Source organism: Peribacillus glennii (assembly GCF_003429105.1).
In the GTDB taxonomy this organism is placed as follows: domain Bacteria; phylum Bacillota; class Bacilli; order Bacillales; family DSM-1321; genus Peribacillus; species Peribacillus glennii.
The window spans coordinates 1-25,275 of sequence record NZ_QVTD01000024.1 but is presented as its reverse complement, the minus strand read 5'-3'; the positions used below and the strand labels follow the sequence as shown (position 1 = coordinate 25,275).

The 25,275-nt window shown below is 43.1% G+C and carries 31 protein-coding genes, 1 tRNA gene and 1 pseudogene; 10 read left to right on the top strand and 23 right to left on the bottom strand.

What is annotated here, in order from left to right; all coding sequences use genetic code 11:
• Nucleotides 1-78 precede the first annotated feature (78 nt).
• From tlp to acnA, 5 genes are all read right to left on the bottom strand, one after another.
• The gene (tlp, locus tag D0466_RS21240; protein WP_117324499.1) at nt 79-333 is read right to left on the bottom strand and encodes a small acid-soluble spore protein Tlp; all 255 of its coding nucleotides are present in this window, start codon (nt 331-333) and stop codon (nt 79-81) included.
• A 123-nt stretch (nt 334-456) separates the two neighbouring features.
• Complete coding sequence (locus D0466_RS21235) at nt 457-600, bottom strand: acid-soluble spore protein N (protein WP_117324498.1); 144 nt, start codon at nt 598-600, stop codon at nt 457-459.
• A 68-nt stretch (nt 601-668) separates the two neighbouring features.
• The gene (locus tag D0466_RS21230; RefSeq protein ID WP_117324497.1) at nt 669-797 is read right to left on the bottom strand and encodes an FbpB family small basic protein; all 129 of its coding nucleotides are present in this window, start codon (nt 795-797) and stop codon (nt 669-671) included.
• A 134-nt stretch (nt 798-931) separates the two neighbouring features.
• The gene (locus D0466_RS21225; protein ID WP_117324496.1) at nt 932-1,462 is read right to left on the bottom strand and encodes a peroxiredoxin family protein; all 531 of its coding nucleotides are present in this window, start codon (nt 1,460-1,462) and stop codon (nt 932-934) included.
• A gap of 209 nt (nt 1,463-1,671) precedes the next feature.
• Nucleotides 1,672-4,389, bottom strand: coding sequence for an aconitate hydratase AcnA (acnA, locus tag D0466_RS21220; protein ID WP_117324495.1), 2,718 nt, complete (start codon nt 4,387-4,389; stop codon nt 1,672-1,674).
• Nucleotides 4,390-4,815: 426 nt separating this feature from the next.
• Between acnA and sspO the strand changes: the two genes are divergently transcribed.
• Together sspO and D0466_RS21210 are read left to right on the top strand one after the other, a co-directional pair.
• Entirely contained in the window at nt 4,816-4,971 is a 156-nt protein-coding gene (gene sspO, locus D0466_RS21215; protein ID WP_117324494.1) for a small acid-soluble spore protein O, read from the top strand.
• A gap of 150 nt (nt 4,972-5,121) precedes the next feature.
• Nucleotides 5,122-5,511: a VOC family protein gene (locus D0466_RS21210; protein WP_117324493.1), complete on the top strand. Its 390-nt coding sequence runs from the start codon at nt 5,122-5,124 to the stop codon at nt 5,509-5,511.
• A 29-nt stretch (nt 5,512-5,540) separates the two neighbouring features.
• Here the strand turns inward: D0466_RS21210 and D0466_RS21205 are convergent, their stop codons facing one another.
• Nucleotides 5,541-5,789 carry a hypothetical protein gene (locus D0466_RS21205; RefSeq protein WP_117324536.1) on the bottom strand — a complete coding sequence of 83 codons (249 nt, stop codon included), beginning with the start codon at nt 5,787-5,789 and terminating at the stop codon, nt 5,541-5,543.
• 243 nt (nt 5,790-6,032) lie between these two features.
• Here D0466_RS21205 and D0466_RS21200 point away from each other — a divergent pair, with 243 nt between their 5' ends.
• A complete protein-coding gene (locus D0466_RS21200; RefSeq protein WP_117324492.1) occupies nt 6,033-6,176 on the top strand; it encodes a small acid-soluble spore protein P in 144 nt (47 codons plus the stop codon).
• Nucleotides 6,177-6,215: 39 nt separating this feature from the next.
• On the opposite strand, the gene selA is transcribed toward D0466_RS21200, so the two are convergent.
• Entirely contained in the window at nt 6,216-7,628 is a 1,413-nt protein-coding gene (selA, locus tag D0466_RS21195) for an L-seryl-tRNA(Sec) selenium transferase (RefSeq protein ID WP_117324491.1), read from the bottom strand.
• Between the two features lie 101 nt (nt 7,629-7,729).
• Here selA and D0466_RS21190 point away from each other — a divergent pair, with 101 nt between their 5' ends.
• Nucleotides 7,730-8,137, top strand: coding sequence for an Hsp20/alpha crystallin family protein (locus D0466_RS21190; RefSeq protein ID WP_117324490.1), 408 nt, complete (start codon nt 7,730-7,732; stop codon nt 8,135-8,137).
• 27 nt (nt 8,138-8,164) lie between these two features.
• Here D0466_RS21190 and D0466_RS23415 read toward each other — a convergent pair.
• Nucleotides 8,165-8,362, bottom strand: a pseudogene (locus tag D0466_RS23415) (SelT/SelW/SelH family protein); the annotation flags it as partial.
• A 197-nt stretch (nt 8,363-8,559) separates the two neighbouring features.
• Between D0466_RS23415 and selD the strand changes: the two are divergent.
• The gene (gene selD / locus D0466_RS21180; protein ID WP_233522786.1) at nt 8,560-9,579 is read left to right on the top strand and encodes a selenide, water dikinase SelD; all 1,020 of its coding nucleotides are present in this window, start codon (nt 8,560-8,562) and stop codon (nt 9,577-9,579) included.
• A 36-nt stretch (nt 9,580-9,615) separates the two neighbouring features.
• On the opposite strand, the gene selB is transcribed toward selD, so the two are convergent.
• From selB to D0466_RS21155, 5 genes are all read right to left on the bottom strand, one after another.
• Entirely contained in the window at nt 9,616-11,496 is a 1,881-nt protein-coding gene (gene selB, locus D0466_RS21175) for a selenocysteine-specific translation elongation factor (RefSeq protein WP_117324487.1), read from the bottom strand.
• Nucleotides 11,497-11,540: 44 nt separating this feature from the next.
• Nucleotides 11,541-12,350, bottom strand: coding sequence for a type II pantothenate kinase (gene coaW / locus D0466_RS21170; protein ID WP_117324486.1), 810 nt, complete (start codon nt 12,348-12,350; stop codon nt 11,541-11,543).
• Between the two features lie 147 nt (nt 12,351-12,497).
• Entirely contained in the window at nt 12,498-15,635 is a 3,138-nt protein-coding gene (locus D0466_RS21165) for an AAA family ATPase (RefSeq protein ID WP_117324485.1), read from the bottom strand.
• Nucleotides 15,632-16,777, bottom strand: a complete 1,146-nt coding sequence (locus D0466_RS21160) for an exonuclease SbcCD subunit D (protein ID WP_117324484.1) — start codon at nt 16,775-16,777, stop codon at nt 15,632-15,634. Before D0466_RS21160 ends, D0466_RS21165 begins: the two co-directional genes overlap by 4 nt.
• A 130-nt stretch (nt 16,778-16,907) precedes the next feature.
• Nucleotides 16,908-17,336, bottom strand: a complete 429-nt coding sequence (locus D0466_RS21155) for a DUF2621 domain-containing protein (protein ID WP_117324483.1) — start codon at nt 17,334-17,336, stop codon at nt 16,908-16,910.
• A 249-nt stretch (nt 17,337-17,585) separates the two neighbouring features.
• Here D0466_RS21155 and D0466_RS21150 point away from each other — a divergent pair.
• From D0466_RS21150 to D0466_RS21140, 3 genes are all read left to right on the top strand, one after another.
• A tRNA-Sec gene (locus D0466_RS21150) sits at nt 17,586-17,682 on the top strand.
• A 195-nt stretch (nt 17,683-17,877) separates the two neighbouring features.
• The gene (locus D0466_RS21145) at nt 17,878-18,072 is read left to right on the top strand and encodes a hypothetical protein (protein ID WP_117324482.1); all 195 of its coding nucleotides are present in this window, start codon (nt 17,878-17,880) and stop codon (nt 18,070-18,072) included.
• Between the two features lie 47 nt (nt 18,073-18,119).
• Nucleotides 18,120-18,590 (top strand): tyrosine-type recombinase/integrase, encoded by a 471-nt coding sequence (locus tag D0466_RS21140; RefSeq protein WP_158555994.1) that lies wholly within the window; start codon nt 18,120-18,122, stop codon nt 18,588-18,590.
• Between the two features lie 237 nt (nt 18,591-18,827).
• Here D0466_RS21140 and D0466_RS22430 read toward each other — a convergent pair whose 3' ends face one another.
• From D0466_RS22430 to D0466_RS21100, 8 genes are all read right to left on the bottom strand, one after another.
• Entirely contained in the window at nt 18,828-18,971 is a 144-nt protein-coding gene (locus D0466_RS22430) for a hypothetical protein (RefSeq protein WP_158555993.1), read from the bottom strand.
• Between the two features lie 121 nt (nt 18,972-19,092).
• Nucleotides 19,093-19,293 (bottom strand): Sjogren's syndrome/scleroderma autoantigen 1 family protein, encoded by a 201-nt coding sequence (locus D0466_RS23205; RefSeq protein WP_407675660.1) that lies wholly within the window; start codon nt 19,291-19,293, stop codon nt 19,093-19,095.
• Between the two features lie 122 nt (nt 19,294-19,415).
• On the bottom strand, nt 19,416-19,670 hold the full coding sequence (locus tag D0466_RS21125) for a hypothetical protein (RefSeq protein WP_117324478.1): 255 nt from the start codon (nt 19,668-19,670) through the stop codon (nt 19,416-19,418).
• A 65-nt stretch (nt 19,671-19,735) separates the two neighbouring features.
• The gene (locus tag D0466_RS21120; protein ID WP_117324477.1) at nt 19,736-19,951 is read right to left on the bottom strand and encodes a helix-turn-helix domain-containing protein; all 216 of its coding nucleotides are present in this window, start codon (nt 19,949-19,951) and stop codon (nt 19,736-19,738) included.
• 74 nt (nt 19,952-20,025) lie between these two features.
• Nucleotides 20,026-20,670 (bottom strand): hypothetical protein, encoded by a 645-nt coding sequence (locus D0466_RS21115; RefSeq protein ID WP_117324476.1) that lies wholly within the window; start codon nt 20,668-20,670, stop codon nt 20,026-20,028.
• Between the two features lie 690 nt (nt 20,671-21,360).
• Entirely contained in the window at nt 21,361-21,600 is a 240-nt protein-coding gene (locus D0466_RS22425; RefSeq protein WP_158555992.1) for a hypothetical protein, read from the bottom strand.
• Between the two features lie 254 nt (nt 21,601-21,854).
• A complete protein-coding gene (locus D0466_RS21105; RefSeq protein WP_117324474.1) occupies nt 21,855-22,172 on the bottom strand; it encodes a hypothetical protein in 318 nt (105 codons plus the stop codon).
• Between the two features lie 339 nt (nt 22,173-22,511).
• On the bottom strand, nt 22,512-22,790 hold the full coding sequence (locus tag D0466_RS21100) for a hypothetical protein (protein WP_117324473.1): 279 nt from the start codon (nt 22,788-22,790) through the stop codon (nt 22,512-22,514).
• 321 nt (nt 22,791-23,111) lie between these two features.
• Here D0466_RS21100 and D0466_RS21095 point away from each other — a divergent pair, with 321 nt between their 5' ends.
• Together D0466_RS21095 and D0466_RS21090 are read left to right on the top strand one after the other, a co-directional pair.
• Nucleotides 23,112-23,411: a YrdB family protein gene (locus D0466_RS21095; RefSeq protein WP_158555991.1), complete on the top strand. Its 300-nt coding sequence runs from the start codon at nt 23,112-23,114 to the stop codon at nt 23,409-23,411.
• A gap of 290 nt (nt 23,412-23,701) precedes the next feature.
• Nucleotides 23,702-24,025, top strand: a complete 324-nt coding sequence (locus D0466_RS21090; protein WP_117324471.1) for a DUF2628 domain-containing protein — start codon at nt 23,702-23,704, stop codon at nt 24,023-24,025.
• Between the two features lie 411 nt (nt 24,026-24,436).
• On the opposite strand, the gene D0466_RS21085 is transcribed toward D0466_RS21090, so the two are convergent.
• Entirely contained in the window at nt 24,437-24,547 is a 111-nt protein-coding gene (locus tag D0466_RS21085; protein WP_117324470.1) for a YjcZ family sporulation protein, read from the bottom strand.
• Between the two features lie 379 nt (nt 24,548-24,926).
• Nucleotides 24,927-25,275 (bottom strand): hypothetical protein (locus tag D0466_RS22420; protein WP_158555990.1); only part of this gene is annotated, 349 nt, incomplete at its 5' end.

The following is a 25,275-nucleotide window of genomic DNA, read 5'->3' as shown; positions in this document are numbered from 1 at the left end:
CACTTAGGATCAACGGATGGCATACAAAAAGAAGAGGAAGAACAATCAATGTTCCCCTCTTCATTTGATTAGCTGATATTAATATAAATTATCTTCAGTGAAGCCAGTTTTCCTCGCAGCTGCTTCGTCCTGTATTTCATTCCGGAAAGCTTCAATGCTCTCTTCTCTTCGGCGATTTTTTTCCTTGATTTGCTCGCGCTGTTCTCCGGTAGCAAATTCAAGTGAATCATTTGCTTCCTCGATATTTTCAATGGTATTTTGGACCATATCCTGCAATTTTTCGACATTATCGGACCGGTCATCAGGGTTTGGTTGAAACTTAACCATAATCATCCTCCTCGGTTGTGTTAGATAGCGCTTATATTGTGCCGCAATCTTTTGAAACATGAAGGAAATCGCCCATTTGTTAACATAATTATATTATGTTAACTGTTTTGTGCTGATTCATAGGCGGTACTACTCGCCTTTTGTTTGAATAACCTGCGGATGGTGTCCTGATGTATCCTGCATCTTTTTCCCATTGTTACCGGAGAAGCCCCTGGGCTGGGTGCCCAAATGGCTTGGAACGAAGTGTTTTGAGTCTCTTTTCGGATTTCCCATAATGTATCCCCTCCTGCTCTTAATCTTTACAAGAGGTGGATAAATATGAATGCCAGTTTTTGAAAGCCTTAATCCGCTTTTTTCAAATGCCTGTTTTCAAGCCGTTCTTCAAGCTTTTCCATTAATTTTACGTCCTTTAGCAGCTCCTGCTTGTTCTCATTAACCAATTCTTCAAATGATCGCTTTCGTCTTTTCATCTCTTGTCACCTTTTCAAAATAGTATTACCATTAGCTTTTCCAAATTAACTTAAAATTATGACATTGCTATTAAATTTTTTTCCAAGTGTTCCTTATCAAAAAAATCCCAACAAAAAAACGGCCTGAAAGCCGTTTAATTTATACTATTCATTGTGGTTTCCATGTGCTTTAAGGTCATGCCGCCAATGAATTTATCGGCAATCACCCCATTCCTGTCAATAAAATAGGACGTCGGGATGCTCATTACCTGGTACAATTCGTTTACGGGATTTTTTGATTGCTGGCTGTCCAACAGGATCGGGAAGGTCACACCCATATTATCGGCAAAAGCTTTTACGTCATTTTCCGGGTCTATATTAACTGCGAGTATGACTACATCACTGCCAGCCTTTTTATTAAACTCTTCCATCGCAGGCATTTCTTCCTTGCAAGGCGGGCACCATGTGGCCCAGAAATTCAAAAGTATTTTTTTTCCTTTATAATCTGAAAGCTTCGTTTGTTTTCCATCCAGCGACTTCAATTCAAAGTCGGGGGCCTTTACGCCGGTTCTCAGTCCGCCCAAGTTATCATTGCTTACTTTTTCGTCTTTATGGTCCATTGCTTGAACGATAGCTACAGTTAATAAAATTATAAGCAATGCTGCTGCAATAATCTTTTTGAACATGTTGTCCTCCTAACCCTGCATCTGATGTATAAAATTGGCTTTCAAATATATGTATATGCGCGTGTATAGCGGAATAAGAACATATTACAGGAATCAATGCCTTCATTTCAAGAGGGCCTAAAAATCTTATCAGTAAGCTATCTATTTAATAAAAACACCAAAAAGAGGCAAACCCTAAGGGAGCCTGCCTCTTCTGTATTCAAAACCAATTATGCATTTACTGTAAGCTTATCGCGCAATACCATTTGAAGGATGCCGCCGTGACGGTAATAGTCAATTTCAACTTCACTGTCGAAACGGACAAGAACTTCAAATTCCTTCTTGACGCCATTTTCATCAGTAGCTGTAACTTTTACTATGTCACGCGGTTTTACGTTTTCATCAATGTGAACATCGATTGCTTCCTTACCAGTCAAGCCAAGTACCTCAGCATTTTCGCCATCCTTGAATTGAAGTGGCAGAACACCCATAAGCACGAGATTTGAACGGTGGATACGCTCAAAGCTTTCCGCAATGACTGTTTTGATTCCAAGAAGGTTCGTTCCTTTGGCAGCCCAGTCACGGGAGCTTCCCATACCGTAATCTTTACCTGCAAGAACGGCAAGTCCGGTACCGTCAGCTTTGTACTTCATGCATGCATCATAGATCGCCATGACATCGCCAGTTGGCCAGTAAGTGGTGAAGCCTCCTTCCGTACCAGGTGCGATTTGGTTACGGATACGAATGTTTGCAAACGTTCCGCGCATCATGACTTCATGGTTTCCGCGGCGTGAACCGTAAGAGTTGAAATCACGCGGCTGCACTCCATTTTCACGCAGATATCTGCCTGCAGGAGTATCCTTGCCGATTGCACCAGCTGGTGAGATATGGTCAGTTGTTACGGAATCGCCAAATTTGCCGACTACGCGCAGGCCGTTCAGGGCATTAACCTGGCCAGGGTCTGGTGATAATCCTTCAAAGAATGGAGGGTTTTGGATATAAGTTGATTGGTCATCAAACTGATATAACGCCTCATTGCTTGTTTGGATTTCATTCCAGCGTTGGTTGCTGTTAAATACTGTGTCATATTCTTTACGGAACAAATCAGGAGTAACGGTTTGTTTAACCACCTCATTGATTTCTTCCTGAGTTGGCCAAATATCGTCAAAGAATACATCGTTGCCGTCTTTGTCCTTGCCAAGCGGATCTTTTTGAAGGTCAATATCAACAGTTCCAGCCAGTGCATAAGCCACTACCAATGGCGGAGATGCAAGATAGTTAGCTTTCACCAACGGATGGATACGTCCTTCAAAGTTACGGTTACCGGATAAAACAGATGTTACAAGAAGGTCTGCTTCAGCAACAGCCGCTTCAATTTCATCTGCCAAAGGACCGGAGTTACCGATACATGTTGTACAACCATAACCTACAAGGTTAAAGCCAAGTTTATCCATGTATGGAAGCAGCCCAGAATCGCGAAGATACCCACTAACGACCTTAGAACCAGGAGCTAGCGATGTTTTTACGTATTCAGGAACAGTCAAGCCTTTTTCAACCGCTTTCTTTGCCACAAGCCCGGCACCTAGCATTACATAAGGGTTTGAAGTATTTGTACAGCTAGTGATTGCTGCAATCGCGATGGCACCGGTTTTCATCGTTGTTTCGTGGCCGTCAGCAAATTTCACGGTAACTTCCTTATTGATTTCTTCAGGCTTCAAGCCGAATCCCTGGTTACCCATTGGAGCATCGATCGCTTCCTTGAATGCTTTTTGCATTTGAGATAAAGGAATCAGGTCTTGCGGGCGCTTAGGTCCTGAAAGATTTGGTTCGATTTCGGAAAGGTCGATTTCCACAACAGAAGTATATGTTGGGTCTTCTTTATCTGCCGTGTAGAATAAACCGTTTTCTTTACTGTAAGTTTCAACGATTTGGATTTGTTCTTCGTCACGCCCGGTTAAACGCATGTAAGCGATCGCTTCTGAGTCTACTGGGAAGAATCCGCAAGTTGCACCGTATTCTGGAGCCATGTTAGCGATTGTCGCGCGGTCAGCTAACGGAAGGTAAGAAACCCCCGGCCCGAAGAATTCTACAAATTTCCCTACAACGCCTTTAGCTCTCAGAACTTGAGTAACTTTTAAAGCAAGGTCCGTCGCAGTTGTTCCGTTAGGGAGCTTACCAGTAAGCTTCACGCCGATGACTTCCGGAACAGGGAAATAGGAAGGCTGGCCAAGCATGCCTGCTTCTGCTTCAATACCGCCGACACCCCAGCCAAGTACACCGATACCGTTGATCATTGTAGTATGGGAATCAGTTCCGAAAACTGTATCCGGGAATACTTCATGATCGCCGTTCGGTGTTTCTACCGCGTGCACAACATTCGCAAGATATTCCAGGTTTACCTGGTGGACGATTCCGGTTGCAGGCGGAACCGCACGGTAGTTATTAAACGATTTTTGCGCCCAGCTTAAGAACTGGTAACGCTCTGTATTGCGTTCAAATTCAAGATCCATGTTTACTGCCAAAGAATCTGCCGTACCTGCTTTATCCACCTGGACAGAATGGTCGATTACGAGATCAACCGGAATCTCAGGATTGATTGCGTCAGCATCTCCGCCAAGTGCAGCCATTGCATTTCGAAGAGAAGCTAGATCCACAACCGCAGGAACGCCTGTGAAGTCTTGCAGGATAACACGTGAAGGCTTGAAAGGTACATCAATGTCCTTTTGTTCGTTAGTACCCCATTTAGCAAGGTTTTCAACGTGCTCCTTTGTGATCACTCGTCCGTCGACCTGGCGGAGCACAGCCTCAAGCAATACTTTAATGGAGTATGGCAGGCGGGAAACGTTTCCTGCCCCTGCTTTTTGTAAAGCATCCAAACTGTAGTAGTTGTAGCGTTTTCCATTGATTTCAAAGGAAGAACGCGCTTGATAAACATCATTTTTCGTCATCAAAATCCTACCCCCTATTAAACTGTCAGAAATAATCCTGATCATAAGAAGTAAAACGTGGCGTGTGGATTTCACAATGCCATGTCTACTAAGTTAAATAATGTAACCAATTTGTCGAAAAGTTCGAATTTTCTCCCATCCTAACTTTTCTCACAATTTAATATTAATATAGAAATAGCTATAAGTAAATAACAAGAAAGTTATTATCTTTGATAAGATTTTCTTATGTGTTTTTTTGATTAACTATCATTCTATAAGAAAAATATACATCCCACAGTGAGCGTTTTCAATAATTAAACATCAGTGTTTTAGCAATTGTTATTTTGAAAAAGTGATTCCGTGTGTAGTTTGGTTGCTAAACTTATTTCGACAAACAATACATAATTCGTTTTGTCTGTTCACAACCTAAACGTGGAGGTGTTGGATATGGCAAATGGAAAACGGAAAGCAAACCATGTCATTCCAGGCATGAATGCGGCTAAAGCACAGGGTAAAGGTGCCGGATTCAACGAAGAGTTCTCCAGCGAGCCGCTGACAGAGGAACAAAAACAAAATAACAAAAAGCGCAAAAAGAATCAGTAGATTCCGCATTTTTTTTGGCAATAACACAAAAAAGCCGGCCTTTTTGGACAGAGTAGAAATAATATTGTCCCTAATGGCCGGTTTTTTTATTCCCAATCCAAAAAAAATTTGGTTATAATCTAGTCAATATTAATGACTAGGGGGGATAAATTGAATAGTAGCGGATTCAGCCATATCACTATAAATATTTCTTCACTGGTAAAGTCGCTCGATTTTTATTCGGGGATTCTAGGAATGAAGATCACCCACAAAGGAAATAAGGATGCCTATCTGGAATGGGGAAATGCATGGGTTTGCTTATTGGAAAGGCCGGAAAAAGAGGCAATCGGGAATTCCCGTGGAGTCGACCATGTGGCGTTTTTTATTTCATCAGAAGATTTTGACGATGCGGTGGCCCATTTACGCAGTAAGAACGTGAAAATCGTGCGGGGCCCTGAAAAAAGAGGGGTTGGATCTTCCGTGTACTTTCTTGATCCGGACGGAATCCAGCTGGAATTGCATACCTCAACGTTATCAGAACGGATGGCTGTCTGGAAATAATTAAAGTCCAGACAGCCCCGGACATATGATCATTCTGCTTGCTGCAGTTTTTTTAGATCTTCCATATATTGTTGCAATTGTCCGCGCTGATGCTCAGAAGCGGTTGCCATCGCCTTTTGAATCTGCTGAATGGCTTCCTCCACTTCCTGTTTGCCATGCTCTAACTGGCTGCCGTAGTCAGCGTCATCACGGAGAAGGTGTGAAAAATCTTCCTTGGCTTCATTTACACTTGCCTGCGCAGCCTGAAATGCCTGCTGTTTATTTTTCTGATAAGGCATGGTTGCTTCAGCTCCCTTTTTATGTTGTGCATTGATATGATTTGCATTTGCAGCTTTTTTATGTAATGAAAGCTTGGACGAGAGTGAATAGGAAAGAGGCCTCCGAGGCACATTAGTATTGCAAGCCCTCTACGGGACTTGTATCTATTTTATCATCCATATCTCTGGATTTTCCGAATGTTTAGTGCGTGCACGCCTTCCAGCCTGCCTTAGAACAAGGAGAGTTAATCAGGAGGTATCTGTATGAATAAAAACGATGTAAAAGCCATGCGTTACAATGCGGCTAGAGGACGGCATTTCAGCCAGCCTGAACCTCTTTCAGGCTCAAAAAAAGTAAAAAACCGCAATCACAGCCGCCAGAAGCATAATAGCCACCATGACATGTAATAAAAAAGCAGGAATCCAGCAAAGGATTTCCTGCTTTGTTTAATTTGTAATCTGCCGAAGTACTTCTGCTATTTCCTCAATTTCTTCCCGGGTTATAGTCCTCATGTCAAACAAAATTTCTTCCTGTTTAATCCTGGTGATAACAGGTGGCACGGCCAGGCGCAGGTTCTCATGTAAGGCGTTTGCAGACATGCTGGAGTGCTTAACAGCCACTGCATATGTGGGGATTTCGACACCGGGCATCGTCCCCCCGCCAATTGCGCTTGTCTCTTGTACAATCTCACCGGAATATGCTGTTCCCGATTCTTTTAAAAGCTTATTGAAGAGCTTAGCCTTCTTAAGGAGCTCTTCCTCCTTTTGCATAATATCCCTGATTGTTGGGATGGTTGTTGCCGCTGTCATCCCCTTGAGATAATCGGACAAAGTAGCCTCCAAGGCCGCCAGGGTCATTTTATCGACACGCAGTACCCTGGCGAGCTGATGCTTTTTAAGAATATCAATAAATTTCTTTTTTCCGGCGATGATGCCTGCCTGGGGCCCGCCAAGCAATTTATCTCCGCTAAACGTGACAAGGTCGGCTCCTGAGCGAACTACTGCTTCGACTAACGGCTCTTCACCGATCCCCTCTTTTTGCAGGTCATATAACACGCCGCTGCCCAGGTCTTCATAAAACAAAATCTGTTCATGCTTGCGGGCAAGTGAAACCAGATCCCCGGCTGCCACTGTTTTTGTAAAACCGACCATTTTAAAATTTGACGTATGTACTTTCATTAAAATCGCGGTCTCATCGGTTATCGCCTGTTCATAATCCTGTAGATGCGTTTTATTCGTCGTACCGACCTCAATAAGTTTTGCCCCGCTCTCCTCCATAATGGAAGAAATGCGAAATGAACCGCCAATTTCGACTAATTGGCCGCGGGATACAATCACTTCCTTTCGGTTAGCCAGCGCCCTCAACACCAGGAAGACAGCTGCAGCGTTGTTGTTGACGACCATGGCAGCTTCTGCGCCTGTAATTTGTGTGATCCAGCTTTCAACATGGGAATGGCGCGAACCTCTTTCACCTTCATGAAGCTTATATTCAAGATTTGAATAATTTCTGGCCACATGCACCACTCGCTGTATCGCTGATTCACTCAATCTCGAACGGCCCAGGTTCGTATGTATCACGGTGCCTGTTGCGTTAATGACTCTTTGCAGGCGGTAGGAATATTTTCGGCCAGCCCTTTCCGCGACTGCGTTAAACAGGGCTTGGGTAAAAGCATCCGTTCCCGGTTCTTCTTTTTCCCATTTGCCTTGCTTCAGTAATTCACGCACCTCCTGAAGCACGTCTTTTAATACAGAAGTCAGCATGTTTTCATCATACCCGGAGTGATAGGCCAATGCTTTAAACCGTTCATGCTTTTGCAGTTCATGGACGGGGGGAATCGATCGTAAATGGGGATGATCCACACTATCCCTCCTTTTGATTTTTTCGATTTTCACATTATATCATTTTCACTTTATCACTGGAAATACATAGAATATCTCAAAGGCACTATGGAGGTTTTACAATGTCGGAGGATTCTCAAAAGGATAAGAATGCCGATAGTGACCGTTTTGATAAATTTATGGAAAACTACTTTCTTGACCCTAATACAGGATATCTTGACCAGCTAACTTTTCGGGTTGATATATACGAATGCAATGAGGAGTATGTGATAGAAGCCTTGTTTGACGATAGACAGCCGAAAAGAATAACGCTTCAACCAAACGGCCAGGAATTGTCCATTACCGCTTTCTTTTTAAAAAAAACGCATCCTGAAACAATCAACCCAGTTGAACGTACGGTTCCTTTCCCTTTTTCAATCACCAATAAAAAAATATCTGCCGCTTACGGCAACAGCATATTGGAAATAAGAATATCGAAAGAGATGGACAATGACGCAACTGGAAAAGGTTGGTCCATATTTTGCACATAAAAAGGATGGAGAACCATCCTTTTTCTACTACATCGCATCCATATGACCGATAATTTCCTGGTTTTTCGGGAATCTGCCTGTTTCTTTTTTAGAATAGATTAGCTTTCTATTGACCGTGACTTCAAAAATGCCGCCAGAGGCTGGGATCAATTCAATTTTTGAAATATTTCCGCGATAGTTTGTAAATAGGTCCTCTGCGAGACTCGCAGCATTTGGTGCATAATTTCACATCATGCAGAATTCGACTTTTACTTCATATGCCATTGTTTACTACCTCCATTTTCATTGTCAATGTAGTATATTTCAAATTCCTATACAATGAAAAAGCTTATCTATAGCGTATAACGAAAAAAATGAATTATACTAATGTAACGGAGGTGGAACAACAAATGACTGACCAAGAAAAAATCCGTCTCACAGCGATGTCTACAAAAGCTGGCTGAGGCTGCAAAATTGGTCCTGAGGACCTGGCGCAAGTTTTGCGTCTTTTACCAAAACAAAAACCTGTTCCTGAACTGCTGGTAGGAAACGAAACGGCGGACGACGCGGGAGTATATAAACTTACTGATGACATAGCCCTCATCCAGACAGTGGATTATTTCACGCCGGTTGTGGACGACCCCTACCTTTTCGGCCAGATTGCCGCGGCCAATTCGCTCAGTGATGTTTATGCTATGGGCGGAGAACCGAAAACGGTGCTGAATATTGTCGGCTACCCGATTAAAAAGCTCGGAGGCGAGATGCTTGCCGAAATTCTTAAGGGAGCGCAGGATAAAGTGGCAGAAGCAGGTGCCATTACCGTGGGCGGCCATTCTATTGATGACCAGGAACCAAAATTCGGCTTATCCGTAACAGGGATTGTACATCCCGACAAAATCTGGAAGAATGTAGGTTCAAAACCGGGAGATCTGCTTGTGCTTACAAAACCGATCGGCGTAGGCATCCTGACTACAGGCATCAAGCGAAATGCTGTCACTCCAGAGCAGGAACAAGCGGTAACTGAAACAATGGCAATGTTGAATAAAACAGCGGCCGAAATATTGAAGCCATTCCATCCAAATGCCGTAACGGACGTTACAGGATTTGGATTGCTGGGACATGCCAGCGAAATGGCAAGTGGCAGCGATGTGAGCTTCGATATTTACAGCAAGGAAGTACCATTGCTTGCCGGCACCCGCGAGCTTGCGGCGGATGGAATCATACCAGGAGGCACAAAATCCAACCATTCCTGGCTTGGAGATAATGTTTCTTATCCTGAAAGCATGCCTTTAGAGGAACGGCTGATCCTTTGCGATGCCGTCACATCAGGCGGATTGCTCGTAAGCATCCCGGAAAGCGAAGCCAAAGAATTCGTATCAAAATTAAATGAATCAGGCTTGCAGCATGCCACTGTTGTTGGCGCTGTCAGGGAACAACGAGAAACAGCCATTTATGTATTATAAGAAAAAATCCGTTTGAGCAGCTCAAACGGATTTTTCTTATTTAACCCATACTCTTATATTGCCTTCACGCCGGGTGATCCTTTCACTGTCCAACTTTTCCAGGAAAGGAATAATGAACTTCCTTGAGAGGCCTAATATTTCCTTGGCTGCCCCGACTTCAAAGGAATCCGCTGTTTGGCTCTTAAGCTTGGCCACGGCTTCATCAAACCTCTCAGCAGAAAGATGGAATTGCCCATCGAGCGGAACCAGCAATCTTTGCTCCGTAAAAAAATAGGTCAGTTCAGTCCTGAGTGTATCAGGTATTCCCGCATCTTCCATGTAATTATCCAAATACTTTACCTGGAGACCCTCCGCTTTGATTGCCTGAAGCATACCTTCCACGCGCTTGCTCCAATTGGCGGGCACATGCGGGGAAAAAACGGCAGTAGAGAAAAATTGGCCGTTTCTTTTCCAGGCACCTTCTTCTTCTCCCCGTTTCAATACAAAATCAAGCAAAGATTTTGGGAAGGCATCCTGCATTGCCTGGACTGCCTCCGCTTTATTTATGCCTGGCCTCATCGGGAATGCCTGCTGGTATTCCATTAGCCTGTCGTAAATTTCCTCAGTAACGTTTTCGATAATGTTTTGAGCAGTATAATATCCGGAACTATAGGAAAGGAATTCCTCCTGATCCAAAACGGTCTTGACTTCTGATTCATTCAGGGACGTGCGCTTTATTAAATCTTGTATGGAAAGCCCCTTTTCCTCCATAAGCGCAGAAATGATCCGTTCTTTTGGGTTCCCAGCCTTCTTCTTGGCCAGCTCTTCGATTGTTTTTGTGCCAAACCGGTATTTATCTCCCATTGGATCGATAACCCAGCCGCCGCCAATTGTTTCCTGGGGACTTGGACGCCGGAGAATGAACCGGTCGCCTCTTTTTGTTACGATTTCTTCTTCCAACCGAAGCTGGCATAAAACTTCTTCATGCTCGGCACCAATTTCATTTCTGTCGAAAAATACGATGCGCCCCATTACCTCGGATGTTCCGATGTAGCACTTAATGGGAGTTCTTTGTTTTACAATATGGTCAAGATCGCTTGATGACCGAAGGGAAACGTCAAGACATTTCGTTACGTTGAAATGCTCGGACGATACGAGGACGTCTCCGCGCCGGATTTCTTCTTTGGCTATTCCAGAAAGGTTGACAGCGGCCCTTTGGCCTGCAAATGCCTGCATTGCGGGTTTATGGTGAATCTGCAGCTGGCGTGCTTTTGTCTCTATATGATTCGGCAGGATGATTAATGATTCCCCTTCTTTAACTGATCCTTCATAAACCGTTCCCCGGACAACCGTACCTTGCCCTTTCACAGTGAATACCTGGTCAACCGGCAGCCTGAACGGTCCTTTTGTGTCACGGGGTTCAAGGGTTCCCAGCTCATCTAGGATTAGCTGTCTGATATCCTCAATTCCCTTTCCTGATAAACTGTCCAACATCGCCACAGGTGAATTTTCAAATACGCTGCCCTCAAGCTCAAGCATGATCTCTCCCTTTACTAAAGAAAGAAAATCTTCTTCCACCTTATCTATTTTTGTAATGGCAACAATGCCCTTTTTGATACCCAGGAAACCCAAAATTTCCAGGTGTTCCTTTGTTTGCGGCATAACGCCTTCATCTGCAGCTACCGCTAAGACTACTAAATCAATCCCGGCAACACCTGCAATCATTTGGCGGATGAACCGTTCATGCCCCGGAACATCAACGACCGATACCTGCATATCCTCATTTTCATATAGAGGGGCAAAGCCAAGTTCAATCGATATTTGTCTTTCTTTTTCTTCTTTCAACCGGTCCGTATCAACATTGGTGAGCACCTTCGTGAGCGAGGTTTTTCCATGGTCAATATGCCCGGCCATGCCAATGGTAAAATGCCTTTTCATAAAAACATCCTTTATAAAATAACTTATGGCGGCACACCGAAAAATTATTGCTGAAGGAGCGCACCTACTGCCCCGCTGTATTCACCTTTATCAAGAAAAAGCGCACGGCAGCCAAACGCATGAGTTGCTTCCTTCAAAACCGATTGAAGCGGCAAATTGCCAGCCACCGTCCCTCCAAAGTACACAATATCCTTTATTTGGCGGGAAGCAGCAGCTTGTACAGCCATCAACATAACGGTTTCCGCAATCATACCGACTAAGGCGGCCATCAAATCATCTTTCCCAGCAGCATCAAAGCTAAAAGCTTTCCCAAAATTGCTGGCAGTAAAATGGCCGGGAATCGGCGGCTCCAGCGGTTCATATATATCCTTCACCTGAAGGTCGACCGCTGAACGCTTTCCCTTGCCAGCAAGGGATACGATTTCCTTGAAAGTATCGGTACCTACAAGAAGATTGCCCAACCCCAGGAGCGTGCCGCCACCTACGCCAGTTCCGCCAATCCTTTCGGCAGCATCCTCTTTCAGCAAATAAAACGAAGTGCCTGTCCCGATATTAACAAGGATGGAAGTCTTTAGCGAATGTTTAGCTTCCTGTTGCAACAGATATGCGGCACCGGCCGGAGTTGCTGCAAATTCATCCATTTCTACTGCCGGTGTGGCCAACCGCTCCTGTATATGCCTGCTCTTTCCACCTGTAACGACGATCTTGGCATTCGGAGCGATGATCCCCATCCATTGGATAAAAGAAGGCATGTCATGATAAGAGTGAGTTCTCACATGAAGCTTTTCATCTTCAAAATAAGCCAATTTAATGAGCGAACCACCTGCATCAATTCCGATTCTTTTCACTGACATTCACATCCCCCATCTCACCATTTTGGATTAAAAGTCATGCAGGATATAGTCTCCGTGTATGAAGCATGGTGGGTTCCTGCCATAATTTACATTTCATTATAGCATTTGACACATCTCAGTTGCACTGGATTAACGTCCATTGCTTATTCACGCTCCATAAAATTGAAATTCCGTGGAGCTCCCCTGCTGGGTAGAATGCACTTCGAGACGGACATCAATCCGTTCCTTCAGCTCGGGTACGTGAGAGATGATTCCGACAAGCCTTCCGCTGCTCTGGATATCGATCAGGGCTTCGATTGCATTATCAAGCGATTCAGGGTCCAGCGTCCCAAACCCTTCATCAATAAACATGGTTTCAAGCGAAATGCCCCCCGCATATTCCTGCACTACATCAGCCAGCCCTAAAGCGAGTGAGAGTGCCGCTTTAAAGCTTTCCCCTCCGGAAAGGGTCTTTACATGCCGTTCCTGTCCGGTATATTGGTCAAACACTGACAACTCGAGGCCGCTTTGGACATTTTTCCTGGTAGGGTCAACCTTTCGCAAGAGCTGGAAACGCCCGCTTGTCATTTTGAGAAGCCTTGTATTGGCAACCTTTAAGATGTCATCAAGAAAGGCAGCGAGCACATATCTTTCAAAAGTGATTTTATATGGATTCTGCCCTTTTGAAATCTCGTGGAGATGGCCGATTAAAGAATATTTCTCATCGAGTGTTTTCTGTTCCTCAATGACGGCTTTAATTTTTCCAATGATTTCCTCGTTTTTCACTTTTGCTGAAGCCAGCTGATTTTGAAGGCTCCTGACTGCCTCCAATTCTCCATCAATCAGCTCGAACGTTTTTCGAAGCCCTTCTAAATCCGGCTTCTCCATCCCTTTTAACTTCAGCTCGATATCATGGCAAAGGCCTGTAACAGAATGGAATCTTTGTTCAAATTGCTGCACAGCTTCCTGAAGCGACTGAATTTCAAGCTCAGCTTTTTTAGCAGATGTATATGCCCCATATGTTTCAAAACCAAGCTTGACCATCTCATCCTTAAAGCTTTCGCGTTCTTTATTTAGTTCAGCCTCCAGCTTTTCCAGTTGACCTGAGGTTGACTCTTTTTTCGCCAAAATAACGGATTCGTTTTCCTTGGAACTTTGAAGCCTTGCCATTGCTTCATCAAATGCATTCTGGAGATTTTGATGATGTTTGATCGCTTTATTTAATACAAGCTTATAGGCTTCCATTGTCCGGATCTGTTCAGGCAAGCTTTCTTTTAGCCCGGCAAGCTTTACACTTTGCTGCAGGAAGCTGTTTTTCGCTGTTTCTTCGTCTTTCCTCAGGTTTTCCAGCAATGACTTGGCTTCTACAGATTTCCCCTTCATTTTGTTAAGCTGTTCATTTATTTCACCAATGGAAGCCTTTTTGGCGTAAAGAGCTGCGAGCTCCTGTTCGAGTTTGGTTCGAAGGGCAACATGCTTCGATTCATAATCACTTATTTGAGATACATCAAATCTTTCCAGAACATCTTCAAGCTCCTGTATTTTTTCCAAATAAGTGGCATTGGCAGAATCGAATTGAGATTCCGCTTGATAAAACTGGACTTCAGCATTTCCTTTTTCCGTTTCAGACTTGGCAACAATCTCCCTTTGCCTGTTTAATTCCACTTCACTCGGCATCTTATCGGGAGAGTGAGCCGGAAGAGGATGTTCGGTCGAACCGCAGACAGGACAGGACAAGCCATTCTCAAGTGAGGCAGCCAAAAAGCCCGCCTGGCTTTCGCGCCAAGCCTTATCCAGTGCTTCCATGTTTTCTTTTTCAGATGCTGTTGCCCTGTTCGCAATTTGGAGACGTTCCTGCTTTTCCTTTAGAGCTGCCCTGCGTTTGGTCAACTCCTGATAAGAATCCTTCAGTTTTCTCAATTTTTTTAAGAGTTCCTGGTTCTTTTCCAATTCTCTTTCTTTTTCAACATAGTCCACGGCTGCTTTCTCGCCGGCATTTTTTTCATCCAGCAGGGTTTCCATGTCTTTTTCGATTTTGGAAATACTAGCTTCAGTCCGCTCTCTCTTTTGGCTGCTTTCTTTCCATTGCTTTTCAGCGTTCTGTGTGTTCTCACTTAATTCCGAAAAGGCCTGAACACTATCTTTAAGCTGCTGAAGGCGGTGGACTTCCGCCAGTGCTTTGTCCCGTTCCGGCGCCCTCGCTGCTTGGGTTTCATAAATTATTTCGTTCCGGGCCTTATCTGCGGACAAGGCATCCGCTTCTTTTTGCAATTTTTCCAATTCTTCCTTGGCCAATTTCATTTGCTTGCCGACCCTCAAGTATAATTGCTCCTGCTTTTCGAGGACGGAAGCTTTCTGTGCAAGCGAAATTTGTTCTTTATTTATCCCGATGTCCGCTTTTTTCTTTTCGAGTTCTTCCTTCTCCTGCTGCAGCCTTTCCCTTTCGGCAAAACGCTGTAATAAGTCTTCAGCCTTTGCGATTTCACCCTGGATCCGGTCCCTTGCTTCTTGTTTTTTTCTCAAATCCACTGTCAAGGCATTGATTTTTTGATCACTTTGACTGATTTCTGCAGCCAACAATGGAAGAACATGCTGTTCATTCGGCTCGTCGGAAAGCAATGCAGCCTTCAGCTCCTCATTTTCCCCGGGCTGTATTTCTTTCATTAGACTAATCCTATCGGTTCTGCTCTTCTCGCTAAGCTTCCGAAGCTCAGCTGCTTGCTCCTTCAATTTTTCTTCGATTCTTTTATACAATTCCGTGTGGAAAAGCTTTTGCAGGATTTGCTCCTTATCTTTGCTGTCCGAAGTAAGGAGTTTTCGGAATTCTCCCTGTGGAATCATCAGGATCTGCCTGAATTGATTGGCATCGATCTGCATGATCATTTTTATTGTGTCATCTACTTCACGAACATTGGATCCAAGCAGTTTCTTATCGCCCGCTGCATCGATTTCATATAATTCTGCCTTTGAGGTTACCGTCACAACACCTTCCCCGGTCTTTTTCTTCCGCTCTTGCTGCGGGGCGCGCCAAATCGAATAGGTCTTTCCGCGCAGTGTAAATAATAATGTCACCTCGGTTGACAGGTCATTATCGGCAAATTGGCTTCTCAATTCTTGCCCGTTCCGGTCTTCGCCGCTTGCTTTTCCGTAAATGGCAAAACTGATGCCATCAAAAATCGTCGTCTTGCCGGAACCTGTCTTACCGGAAATCACGAACATGGTCCTGTTTCCTAAAGCAGTAAAATCGATGGTTTCCCTGCCTGCATAAGGACCGAACGCCTGCATTGTTAAACTGAGAGGCCTCATTTCACTGCTTCCTCCTTTTTCACAGCTTCAATAACGGAAGCGATGGTATCACGCTTCAGTCCATCAAACTCTCGTTCCGTCATTTCTTTATAAAATGTTTCAAAAAGATCCAGCTCTGATTTTTTTTCATCCTTTACAGACGAAAACGACTGCTTTCTTTTGGAATCGATCAGATCCCACTTCCGCTCGAGATGCAGAACATTTGGATAAATCTGCCTTAGGCGATTGATCGGATCAATCAGCGAGCCTTCATCAAGCAGCGTGACTTTCAAGTAATCCTCCACATTTTGGGACTGAAAGAATCCCGGATCTAAAAGTTCCTCCATCGACCCTTCTATTTCCCGCATATCTAGTTTTGGAGAAAGCGAGCGGTATGTAACGTCAAAGCTGCCATCATTCTCCATGTTCACGATTGATATCGATTTTTTCTGCTTCGCTTCGGAAAACGAATATTTCAACAAAGAACCCGAATAAAACACTTTAGGGTTCTTAATCGCATCAGGACTGTGCAAATGGCCAAGGGCAGTGTAGCTAAAAGCATCAAAGCAATCACTGGAGACACAGCCGGAACCCCCTATAGATAGCGCCCTTTCGGAATCGGAAGTCTGGCCTCCAAGAACAAATGCATGGCCCACAAATACGTTCGGTTCATTTGGATTTAAGCTTTCTTCCATTTTTCCGGCTATGGCCTTCATCGCATCCTGATGGGAATGGATGCTGTCATCATCTAATAGCTGGCGGACAACACCTGGCTCAGCATAAGGAACCAAATAAAAATTCACGCCGTTTATCCTGACCGGCTCAAAGCTGTCTGACAGCCTCCCCTGTATATAAAGCTGGCTATGACGGTACCAGGATGAGCCAAAGGATAACCGTTCGGCACTATCGTGGTTTCCTGAAATCGCGACAATCGGTGTCTTCATCTTTACATTCATCGTATATAAAATTTCGTCCAGCAGCTCCACCGCTTCGGTCGGCGGCACGGAGCGGTCATATAAATCCCCCGCAATCACAACGGCATCCGGCTTTTCTTCTTCAACAATATTAATAAATTGATAGAGGGAATGCCTTTGGTCCTCTGTCATATGTACACCATGGACAATTTTCCCCAAATGCCAATCGGCCGTATGGATAAACTTCATTTCGATCACTCCCGCTCTTTTTTTCGTTATTATGTATTATAGCAATATTTACGAGATTGCGTACATACGTTCCAGTATTTGTAATAAAAAAGACAGATCATGATGCGATCTGCCTAATCCCTTCATTACTTTAACTGAAAAGATGTTCATATGGTGTCATATTGACTTGTCTTTCCGTCAGCTTTTTTCGAAGAAATTTATGGTCACGTTTTGGCGTCGCCAGAATATAGCCCCTGATCACCAAATCCTCGGTTATCGATGAAACCCTTTCCTTTACGGCCAATTCCCCGATCTTGCCGGCAATCTTTTGTCGGGCGACATCCCGGAACAATTCAGGAACCGGGCTGACTAAATCCTCAAGCAGTTCCTTCAAATCAGGCGGCCAAAGATGCTTCGTCTGGCCTACATAATATTCCTCCCAATCCATATCCGACTTTCCATCTTCCTTAGGCAGCCTCTTTAGAAACTTCCGGAACATGAAAAAACCGCCAATGGCAAACAGGGAAATCAAAATCACAATCCAAAAAAGGATAAACCACAGAAACCAGCCGCTCAGCATGGCGTTCACTCCAAAAATAATAAGTTAATAGTTACTAATATTATAGTCGTCATATTTTCCCATTACAAGGGGATTGTCGAATAAGCGGAAGTCAAGCTGGCTTTGACTTTCAGGGTAAGTGTGTTTTCACAAATCTATTGTCTCTATCTTTAAAGATAGCCGATATACCGGCATCCCATTATAAACTGAGCTCATCTGTTGCTATTTCATTTCAGCATCTATATAATAGAAAAAGTCTTTAGAAATTACGGGGTCGGAAGGGTAGCTGGTGCGCCCCTCGGTCTTCAAAACCGCGTGAGAGGCGCGTGTCGTCTCTGGTGGGTTCGATTCCCACACGGTCCCGCCAAAAAATCTTACAGCTGCAAGGGTTTGGGCTGAATATGATTAAAAATCTGACTCGTTTATTAAACGGTAAAATTAACGATTTTCCCGAACGGTTTCGCGCCGGTTTCAGGAAAGACCGTGCTAGACCGTCGATAAAAACCGAGTTGGTCTGATGTATAAAACCGTCCGCTTCAAAAAACCGAAGGGGGCTATTTTTATGCGAAAAAATAGTGTGCAACGTAAGTTTAAACGAGAAGGAAACGCCAAAATTATTCATCATGAAGGGATGACCATGGCGGAAATGTTCGAACAGTTTATGTTTTTAAAGACAGCTGAAGGACTATCACGCCGAACAATTAAAGAGTATTACGTTCATTATGATTACTTTATGCGGTACGCTGAACAGAATTAAACGCCGAGGAAATGACAATATAAATGTTTTGTGGCTGGATTGCATATATGCTTGAAGACCTTGAACTCGCACCTAATACGGTGAATATTAGAGTAAGGACAATGCGGGCGTTTGTGAGATATTGCTATGAGGAAAAGGGATGGATAACCGAGCCGGTACATCGTAGATTTAAGCCTGTAAAATCGCCAATGGATACTGTCGAAGCGTTCACACCTGAAGAGGTTAAAAGATTATTGGCATCAATTGATGATTCCACTTATGTCGGTTTTCGTTCAAAGGTTATAATATTTGTTTTACTTGATACTATGGTACGTGTAAGTGAACTTTTTGATTTGAAAAGAACGAATTTAGATATGAAGAATGGGATTATCAAACTTGATGCAGCAGATACAAAAACTCGTGTAGCTAGATCTGTTCCATTATCACCTAAAACTGTTCGTATTCTCAATGAATACATAACTGAAACTGCTGAATTCGAAAGCATTATTTATTCTTATCTTATGAAGGGCAGTCTATAAGTCAAGCAACAGTACGAGACAATCTCGCAGTTTGCGGTAAAGTCGCAAGAATCAAAGGTAAAAGAGTTTCACCACATACTTTCCAGCATACTGCTGCATTGTTTTATATTCTTAATGGTGGTGATCCCTTCAGTTTACAAAAAACTTTCAAACGGTCTAGCATTGGACTCGCCTCCTGATCAAACAATTTGTCGTTAATAGTACGGAAGACCTGTGACTCTTGCCCTTTTGTGATCGCTATGAACTCGTCTTGAAGTAACTTAATACAGCAAGAAATGATTCTTCTAATTCAGTCGAAATAAGGCTGGCTTGTTCGCCTTTCTTTATCGCTTGTTCAATTAATTGGTATTCTGTATAAGACATAGTAATTTGTTTTTCCATCGTTATCCCCCCGAAAAATGACGGTTTAGAAGCCGTCTAGTATAAAAACCTTATTGACCCCTTGCCGACTCTGCTACAACGCTAGAATCGAGAGCTGGCACGGTTAAAATCGCTGTTTTTGCTACGAAACCGTCATTCTGTATTTGCGATTTCGATAGTTTTTCTTTTTTCGTTCCTCTTCCTTTGAGCAAGGCGGACAATACTTTTGCCGATTGCTTTTTCGCTTGTATGGCGACTGGCAGCTTTCGCAATAATCACCGGCCAGCTTAGCGCCTCTTTCGAGCCTGTATTTGCGCTCAATCTTGGCGTCGCCAGGTATCACGGCATTTTCCGCATAGGAGCAACGCCCGGAGCCTTTGAAGTAAATACATGGCCGATCAAGGAGACACTGGCCGTTTCCGCCGTAAGTGGCGCAAGTTTTCTCTATAAATCTCTGAAGTTCGGTCACGTCAGCTCGTCCTCGCTATCTACCAGGCGCTCTCGAATACTCTCGATAACTACGCTGACGAACTCAACAATATCAGCCATTGGAAAATCAAAGTTCTTCCTTGGCTCGTACTCTTTACAAACTAAAATCGCCATCTTCTTTTTCCACTTTTGCTGCGACTCCGCGGACATATTTTCATATTGGTGAAAGTTGGTAGTATAAACGATGTCAGCATAGGCGCTGCAGAAAAAAGTTAGAAACTCATCATTCATAATTGACACTCCTTATTTTTAGACTTGATTATTCTGACGAGTTGACCTACAATTAAAATGGGTATTTATGTTATTCTTTTGAATTTTTCATAAAAAACAAAGAAGTCGTCTGCCAAGCCGGCCTCAATCCGGACTAGCTTAGCGCGAATTTTATCAGTGATGTCTCGCTGGCCTTGTTCCACAGCACAAATGGTCGAAGATGAAACGCCGATTCTCCGAGCGAATTTCTCCTGCAACTCTTCCAAATAGTAACGAATGCCCTTCGCTTTAGTTGCGTCCATTTGCAAAACCTCCTTTTTATTCCGTTTGACCGCAAAAAAATACACGACCTGTCGCGGTCGTTTCCTATATATGATTATTTTGTCGCTAGTTTAAAATTCTCAGCCCGCCAGCGCTCTAGCTTCTGATGTCTTTCCGAATACTTCCGCTCAAAATAACCTTCTTCAAGTTGCGAGGCCTCAACCTCGCCATACCTATGTTTGTGACTTATCCCTTTTATATAAACCGTATCACTACCGTCAGTCGGAGTAGCTTTGCTTTTCCGTTTATATCCGCGTTGCTCTGCTGCATCAATCTGCGCAAGTTTGTCTGGAGCCTTTGGCCTTTCGAATCTATAAGAACGCTTCAGCATGTATTGTTCACTCAGAAAATACGGATATTCCAAATGATCGGCGTAATATGTGTACATGTCCGGTGCTTTTTTAGGCTTTGGATTCAACAATTCCTTGAGCGCGCGCTGCTCGCGTTTTTGCAAGGTTTTGAGACTACGTTCGCAATCAGCGCTGCACTTCCGTTTATTGTTCCGAAGTGAAATATCTCTCCAAAAATAGCCGCAGTAGTCACACCGTTTTATACGCTTGTCCACGACGTTGTGCAGCTGGCCGTTTATGACCTGCTGGATTACCGGAAAGAATTCCGCCTTAGTGAGTCCGTCGATAAATTGGTAGGCGAATAAGATGGCGCCTTCGCCTGGCTGCCTATATACTACTTTCTCATTCATCGCCCACCCCTACCTTTCGCGAATAATACGCCACCCCTGCTTGGTCGGCTTTCGCTTTCTCGATGATTCCTCTATTTCAGTTTCCATAATTCCGTATAGCTTATGGAATTCCCGGAGCCTGCCTTCGAATTTGAACTCTATTCCCTCCGGTGTTACACATTTGAATCTGCGCCAAGTTTCGTTTGATAACGTAGTAGTTTCTAAGAACAGGTTATTATCCGGACCCCAAACCTCTAAATAAGCATTTCTATCCCGATTTATCTTCCGTTTGTAAAGTTCTCCATAGAAAACAACTCCGCGACTATTTGTAGTATTAAATTCAATGCCGTTAATTATATAGGCTGAATCTACGCGCTCCCCTCCTTAATTATTTTTCCTTTTTCATTCGCAGTTTCGTTTGTCCGAAATGGACAGTCGGCTTGTCTTTCTTTCTTATTTCATAAGATTCTTTTACGATAAGATATTAATGGTTATTATCGTCATAGCAACAGATTTATCTGGCGCAGTGTTTTAATTGCTTACATAAAGAGTTGCTTACATACGTAGTTGCTTACTCTTCGTTCCTTTTGGTCATACAGGTTTGTCCGTATTGGACATACTACCGTCACTACCTTTTGGGACATTCGACATTGCAGCCCGCCTTAAATGAGCAAGCTGTACATCGGCAGCTAGTTTTTCATCCGCCAGTCTCTACCGCCTGTCCCTGTCCGCTGCCGTCCTATCGTTAATCTCGTCCACTACCGTGAAAAACGCATCTATCTGATCCGGATACCTAGTGATAAACTCATCGCGTGATAACGGATCTAGCACTACGAAATAGTCTTTGTTCGCAACTACCGGAGATTTCACCGTATCTACTAATCCGTATTTCTTCAAAACTGCGAGTCTCGAATCGAATGCTTTCCGGCCAAGGCCCGACTGAGCTTGCAAGTATTCTGGGGAACGCCAGACGATGCCCTGCATTTTCGGGTCGGTTGTGTTGCGACAGGAACGGAGATAAGCATAGAGGCCTGCGGTATCTGAGTTAAAGCTTTCTAGCAGTGTGAAAAGTCGGATAAGCGTGTTGGACGTGCGAGAAAAGCCGGCAGGGTGGCCGAAATGTTTCGTTAATTGTTCTTGAGAGTATTTCATCGAAATTCCTCCTTCGGATATTTTTAAAAGCCCGACCGGAGCCGGGCTCTTATTTAGTGAATGTTTATGGCGCTGGCTTTAAACGCTTTTATAAACATTTCGACTATCGTTTCATTTGCCTGCTCGTATGCGTATTCATTCATCCACTCTTCATCAAATTTGGTTACAGTTTCATTTACTTTTGTTATCGCATCGTTATACATAGTTATTAGTTCTTCGCTTACCTCGATTTCTCGTATAATTTCAATTTCTTCAACAAAGCGAGCAAGCAGTTCTGTCCTATTAGAGGCAAAAGCGACATCTGTACGTTTTGTATCCTTTTGGTAAATTAGATAAAATTTGTCCTCGCAACTTGCAAAATTGAACTCCATTAATATCTCTCCCTATGTATTTTTTGCCCTACACTTTATAATAGGCGCAAGAATCGAAAACCGCGCACCCTACTCTTTATGCCGCACGAATTTTAGATTTCGGACACTTTCTCCGAAACTTTTTTCCGCCCTTACTTAATAATAGGCACCAGGTTGGACTTTCGCGCAGTTTGTCCAGAATTTCGTGCCTACGGTGGCATCAGTTCGGACACCCTATACTGTATTAATCGCTGAAACTTTCCGATGTGGGTCGTTCACATAAGATATTCGCCCGACCCTCCGCAAACTGGTTTAATTTCTGCAAAAAAAAGCCGCGCGACATTCCGGACGACCTCTCGTTTATTCTCTAAAAGCTTTGTAAGCCTTGACGAAGCGAGCACGCCAACTTTTTCGCCTCTTTTTACTATTACGGTTATACCAGTAATGAATCTTCGCCCCCAGCTCCGGATTCCAAGTCGTAAAGCGATGTATCTGGCACTTTAATCCCCAACTTTTAGCGACCTTCATCGGATTCTCACCTTTTCGTAAAACGATGAAATCGATTGGCTCACCGGTTTTATCGTCTCGAAACTCGTAGAATCTGACGCGCTCAATGCGTTCCATTTTATCGTCGCTCATGATAGCCCTCCGCAAAATGTTTAAATTTATATTACGAACACTAGTTCGATTATGTTATATTTAATTCAACGTGCTAATGATTATGTTAATTTGCATGCTATTTGCTATGGTGATTATCATAATCCAAGTATGTAATTGTAATTTTATGTTAAAATAATAATAGAGATTGAGAAATAGTTTTCTTAAACTGCCCTCTAGTTACTAATGGGCAAGAGTTAAATATCCTTTTTTCGTGATTCCTAAAATAACGGATTATGGAACAAAATTTATCAAGTAGATTGTTAGTGATGAAGGGAAGAAAAAAGAATGACTCTCTTAATAATGGCAATTAGATTTGTTTGTGAAATACTAGCTCTCATCATATTTGGCTTCTGGGGTTTCCGTTATGGCAACATTATTGGAGCTATTGGAGTTCCCGTAATGGTAGCGGTTATTTGGGCACTATGGGGTTCGCCAGCAGCACCTTACCAACTTGAAGGATTTTATAAGCTATTCTTGGAGTTAGCTATACTTTCGCTAGCGAGCTATGTACTGTTTAGCTTGGGACATAACTACTTAGCATTAGTGTTTTGCATTGTAGCTCTAGGAACATCCGCAATTATTCGTTATATGAATATATAGTGTTTGGGTGTTGGGATTTGTACTTTAAGAGGAATTGACTTATTTAACAAACGGTGCTTTAGTTGAACAAGACAATATGAAAACATAACGCTTGTATATTAAACTGTTATTTATAGTGCTAAATATACTGTGTTTTAGTATGTTATTTCACCTGTTTTTTTACATTTTCTCCACGATATCGGAACTACTTATAAGAAAACCGATGTCTTTTTATTTTTGTAAAATATCGAAAATTCTTACACAATTTATTCGATGTATGTGGTAAAATTAGGTAATAAGGAGGTGACAATATGCACGTTAAATTAAAAAATGAAGCTGGCGTTGTAAAAGAAGTTAAGCTTGGCTTTAGCTGGACGACGTTCTTCTTCGGATTTTTCCCAGCTCTATTCAGAGGCGATTTAAAGTGGGCAATCATCATGTTTATTATGGCGTCAGTGGTCGGAGTTTTCACATTAGGATTCGGCGCATGGATCCCAGGTATTATTTTCTCATTCGTTTATAACAAGATTTACGTAAAAGATCTGCTCGAAAAAGGATATAAGCCTGCGGACAGCGCGGCCCAGTCCGAACTAAGCTCACGCGGAATAATCTCTACATACTCCGAAGCAATTTAATATCGATATAAAAAAGGCGATCCATAAGACCGCCTTTTTTTGTTGACAACATATTACGGTTTCGTGCTTATAAGATTGGAACGGTCCTGGCTTTGCTGCTTATGAGTGGCTGAAAGAGATTCGCCTGGTTGATGGTTTTAATATGGCAGAGTACGAGCTGGCGAAAGTTACATACGATGGAACCAACGATATAACGGAGATTGTGCGCCAACTGCGGCCGGTGCTTGACGATTTGCCGTTTTAAAATGTATTGAGCCAATATAAAACATTGGTCCAGAATAAGAATTTATCGATGACGAATGCTGCAGCTGTGAAGAGAAAAAAACACGCAAGGGTATATTTAGATTTTTCAGCAAAGATTAAGGACCCTCCACATGAGAGAGTCCTTTTTAAATGTCTAAAAACTATTGATTAATAACCGCCGCCACAAAATCCTGAACAGCCAATAATCACCAATAATACGAAGATTACAAGGATAAAAGCAAATTGGCCGCCGTGGCCACCGCCAGTGTATTCGCCCATATTGTCTCCTCCTTTATGTGTTAGTGGAAAAGCTATCTTACAATTTCATACTATGTACAACCCGTTTAAAGGGACAGGGTAAAGAGTTTGTCCTACTTAAAAATGTGCCTTTTCATCAATTCGATAAATGCTTTTAAAAAAGGCTGTCACTTCGCAAGCTTGTACATATTATAAATTAAGCCGAAACCCGCATACCCGCCATTCTCCTCCTTTACGATGGCGAAGAAAGAAGCCTGATAATTAGGAGTCCCTGATTATTGGGCTTCTTTCAATTGTAATTTGTTTTTCCAGCAAAGATTAAAGGGACTGTCATCAAAGGCAGCCCCTTTTTATATGTCCCCCCAAAAAAACGCCTTGACCATAGCGGCCAGGGCGCTCTTTAATTCCATTCATTCGGAAATCTAGCGATATTTTCATCTTTGAATTTTTCGTTAAAGATAATATCGAAACCTACTCTGTTTGGATCAACGATAACATCATCCGAAAATGAAATACCGAGTCCTTTCTCTATTTCATCGATTGAGTTAACCGTCTCAAGCTGCATATGTGCGATTTTACCTTCGTAAACAATAACGGAAGCGTAATCGAAAATGTCGCTAGCAGAGTAGAAAAGTAAGTCGGCGTTGATCTTTGTACCATTCTTAAATTCGAATAGACCGACTGGCCATTGTTTCTCCTGTGAATCCTTCGTGTACTTCTTATCGAATTCAGCGAAAGTGATTTCGGTT

Bases quoted from the DNA above. Each gene is read 5' to 3' on its own strand.
- D0466_RS21230 (WP_117324497.1), bottom strand. From the start codon at position 797: ATGAAAAGACGAAAGCGATCATTTGAAGAATTGGTTAATGAGAACAAG.
- D0466_RS21205 (WP_117324536.1), bottom strand. From the start codon at position 5,789: ATGCCTTATCAGAAAAATAAACAGCAGGCATTTCAGGCTGCGCAGGCA.
- sspO (WP_117324494.1), top strand. From the start codon at position 4,816: ATGGCAAATGGAAAACGGAAAGCAAACCATGTCATTCCAGGCATGAAT.
- D0466_RS21140 (WP_158555994.1), top strand. From the start codon at position 18,120: ATGCTTGAAGACCTTGAACTCGCACCTAATACGGTGAATATTAGAGTA.
- D0466_RS21115 (WP_117324476.1), bottom strand. From the start codon at position 20,670: ATGAATGAGAAAGTAGTATATAGGCAGCCAGGCGAAGGCGCCATCTTA.
- D0466_RS21125 (WP_117324478.1), bottom strand. From the start codon at position 19,670: ATGAATGATGAGTTTCTAACTTTTTTCTGCAGCGCCTATGCTGACATC.
- D0466_RS21165 (WP_117324485.1), bottom strand. From the start codon at position 15,635: ATGAGGCCTCTCAGTTTAACAATGCAGGCGTTCGGTCCTTATGCAGGC.
- selB (WP_117324487.1), bottom strand. From the start codon at position 11,496: ATGAAAAGGCATTTTACCATTGGCATGGCCGGGCATATTGACCATGGA.
- D0466_RS21155 (WP_117324483.1), bottom strand. From the start codon at position 17,336: ATGCTGAGCGGCTGGTTTCTGTGGTTTATCCTTTTTTGGATTGTGATT.
- coaW (WP_117324486.1), bottom strand. From the start codon at position 12,350: ATGTCAGTGAAAAGAATCGGAATTGATGCAGGTGGTTCGCTCATTAAA.
- D0466_RS21090 (WP_117324471.1), top strand. From the start codon at position 23,702: ATGCACGTTAAATTAAAAAATGAAGCTGGCGTTGTAAAAGAAGTTAAG.
- D0466_RS21190 (WP_117324490.1), top strand. From the start codon at position 7,730: ATGTCGGAGGATTCTCAAAAGGATAAGAATGCCGATAGTGACCGTTTT.
- D0466_RS21160 (WP_117324484.1), bottom strand. From the start codon at position 16,777: ATGAAGTTTATCCATACGGCCGATTGGCATTTGGGGAAAATTGTCCAT.
- D0466_RS21105 (WP_117324474.1), bottom strand. From the start codon at position 22,172: ATGGAGTTCAATTTTGCAAGTTGCGAGGACAAATTTTATCTAATTTAC.
- D0466_RS21235 (WP_117324498.1), bottom strand. From the start codon at position 600: ATGGGAAATCCGAAAAGAGACTCAAAACACTTCGTTCCAAGCCATTTG.
- D0466_RS21085 (WP_117324470.1), bottom strand. From the start codon at position 24,547: ATGGGCGAATACACTGGCGGTGGCCACGGCGGCCAATTTGCTTTTATC.
- D0466_RS21120 (WP_117324477.1), bottom strand. From the start codon at position 19,951: ATGGACGCAACTAAAGCGAAGGGCATTCGTTACTATTTGGAAGAGTTG.
- D0466_RS21145 (WP_117324482.1), top strand. From the start codon at position 17,878: ATGCGAAAAAATAGTGTGCAACGTAAGTTTAAACGAGAAGGAAACGCC.
- D0466_RS21200 (WP_117324492.1), top strand. From the start codon at position 6,033: ATGAATAAAAACGATGTAAAAGCCATGCGTTACAATGCGGCTAGAGGA.
- D0466_RS22430 (WP_158555993.1), bottom strand. From the start codon at position 18,971: ATGGAAAAACAAATTACTATGTCTTATACAGAATACCAATTAATTGAA.
- D0466_RS21100 (WP_117324473.1), bottom strand. From the start codon at position 22,790: ATGAGCGACGATAAAATGGAACGCATTGAGCGCGTCAGATTCTACGAG.
- D0466_RS21095 (WP_158555991.1), top strand. From the start codon at position 23,112: ATGGCAATTAGATTTGTTTGTGAAATACTAGCTCTCATCATATTTGGC.
- acnA (WP_117324495.1), bottom strand. From the start codon at position 4,389: ATGACGAAAAATGATGTTTATCAAGCGCGTTCTTCCTTTGAAATCAAT.
- tlp (WP_117324499.1), bottom strand. From the start codon at position 333: ATGATTATGGTTAAGTTTCAACCAAACCCTGATGACCGGTCCGATAAT.
- D0466_RS21225 (WP_117324496.1), bottom strand. From the start codon at position 1,462: ATGTTCAAAAAGATTATTGCAGCAGCATTGCTTATAATTTTATTAACT.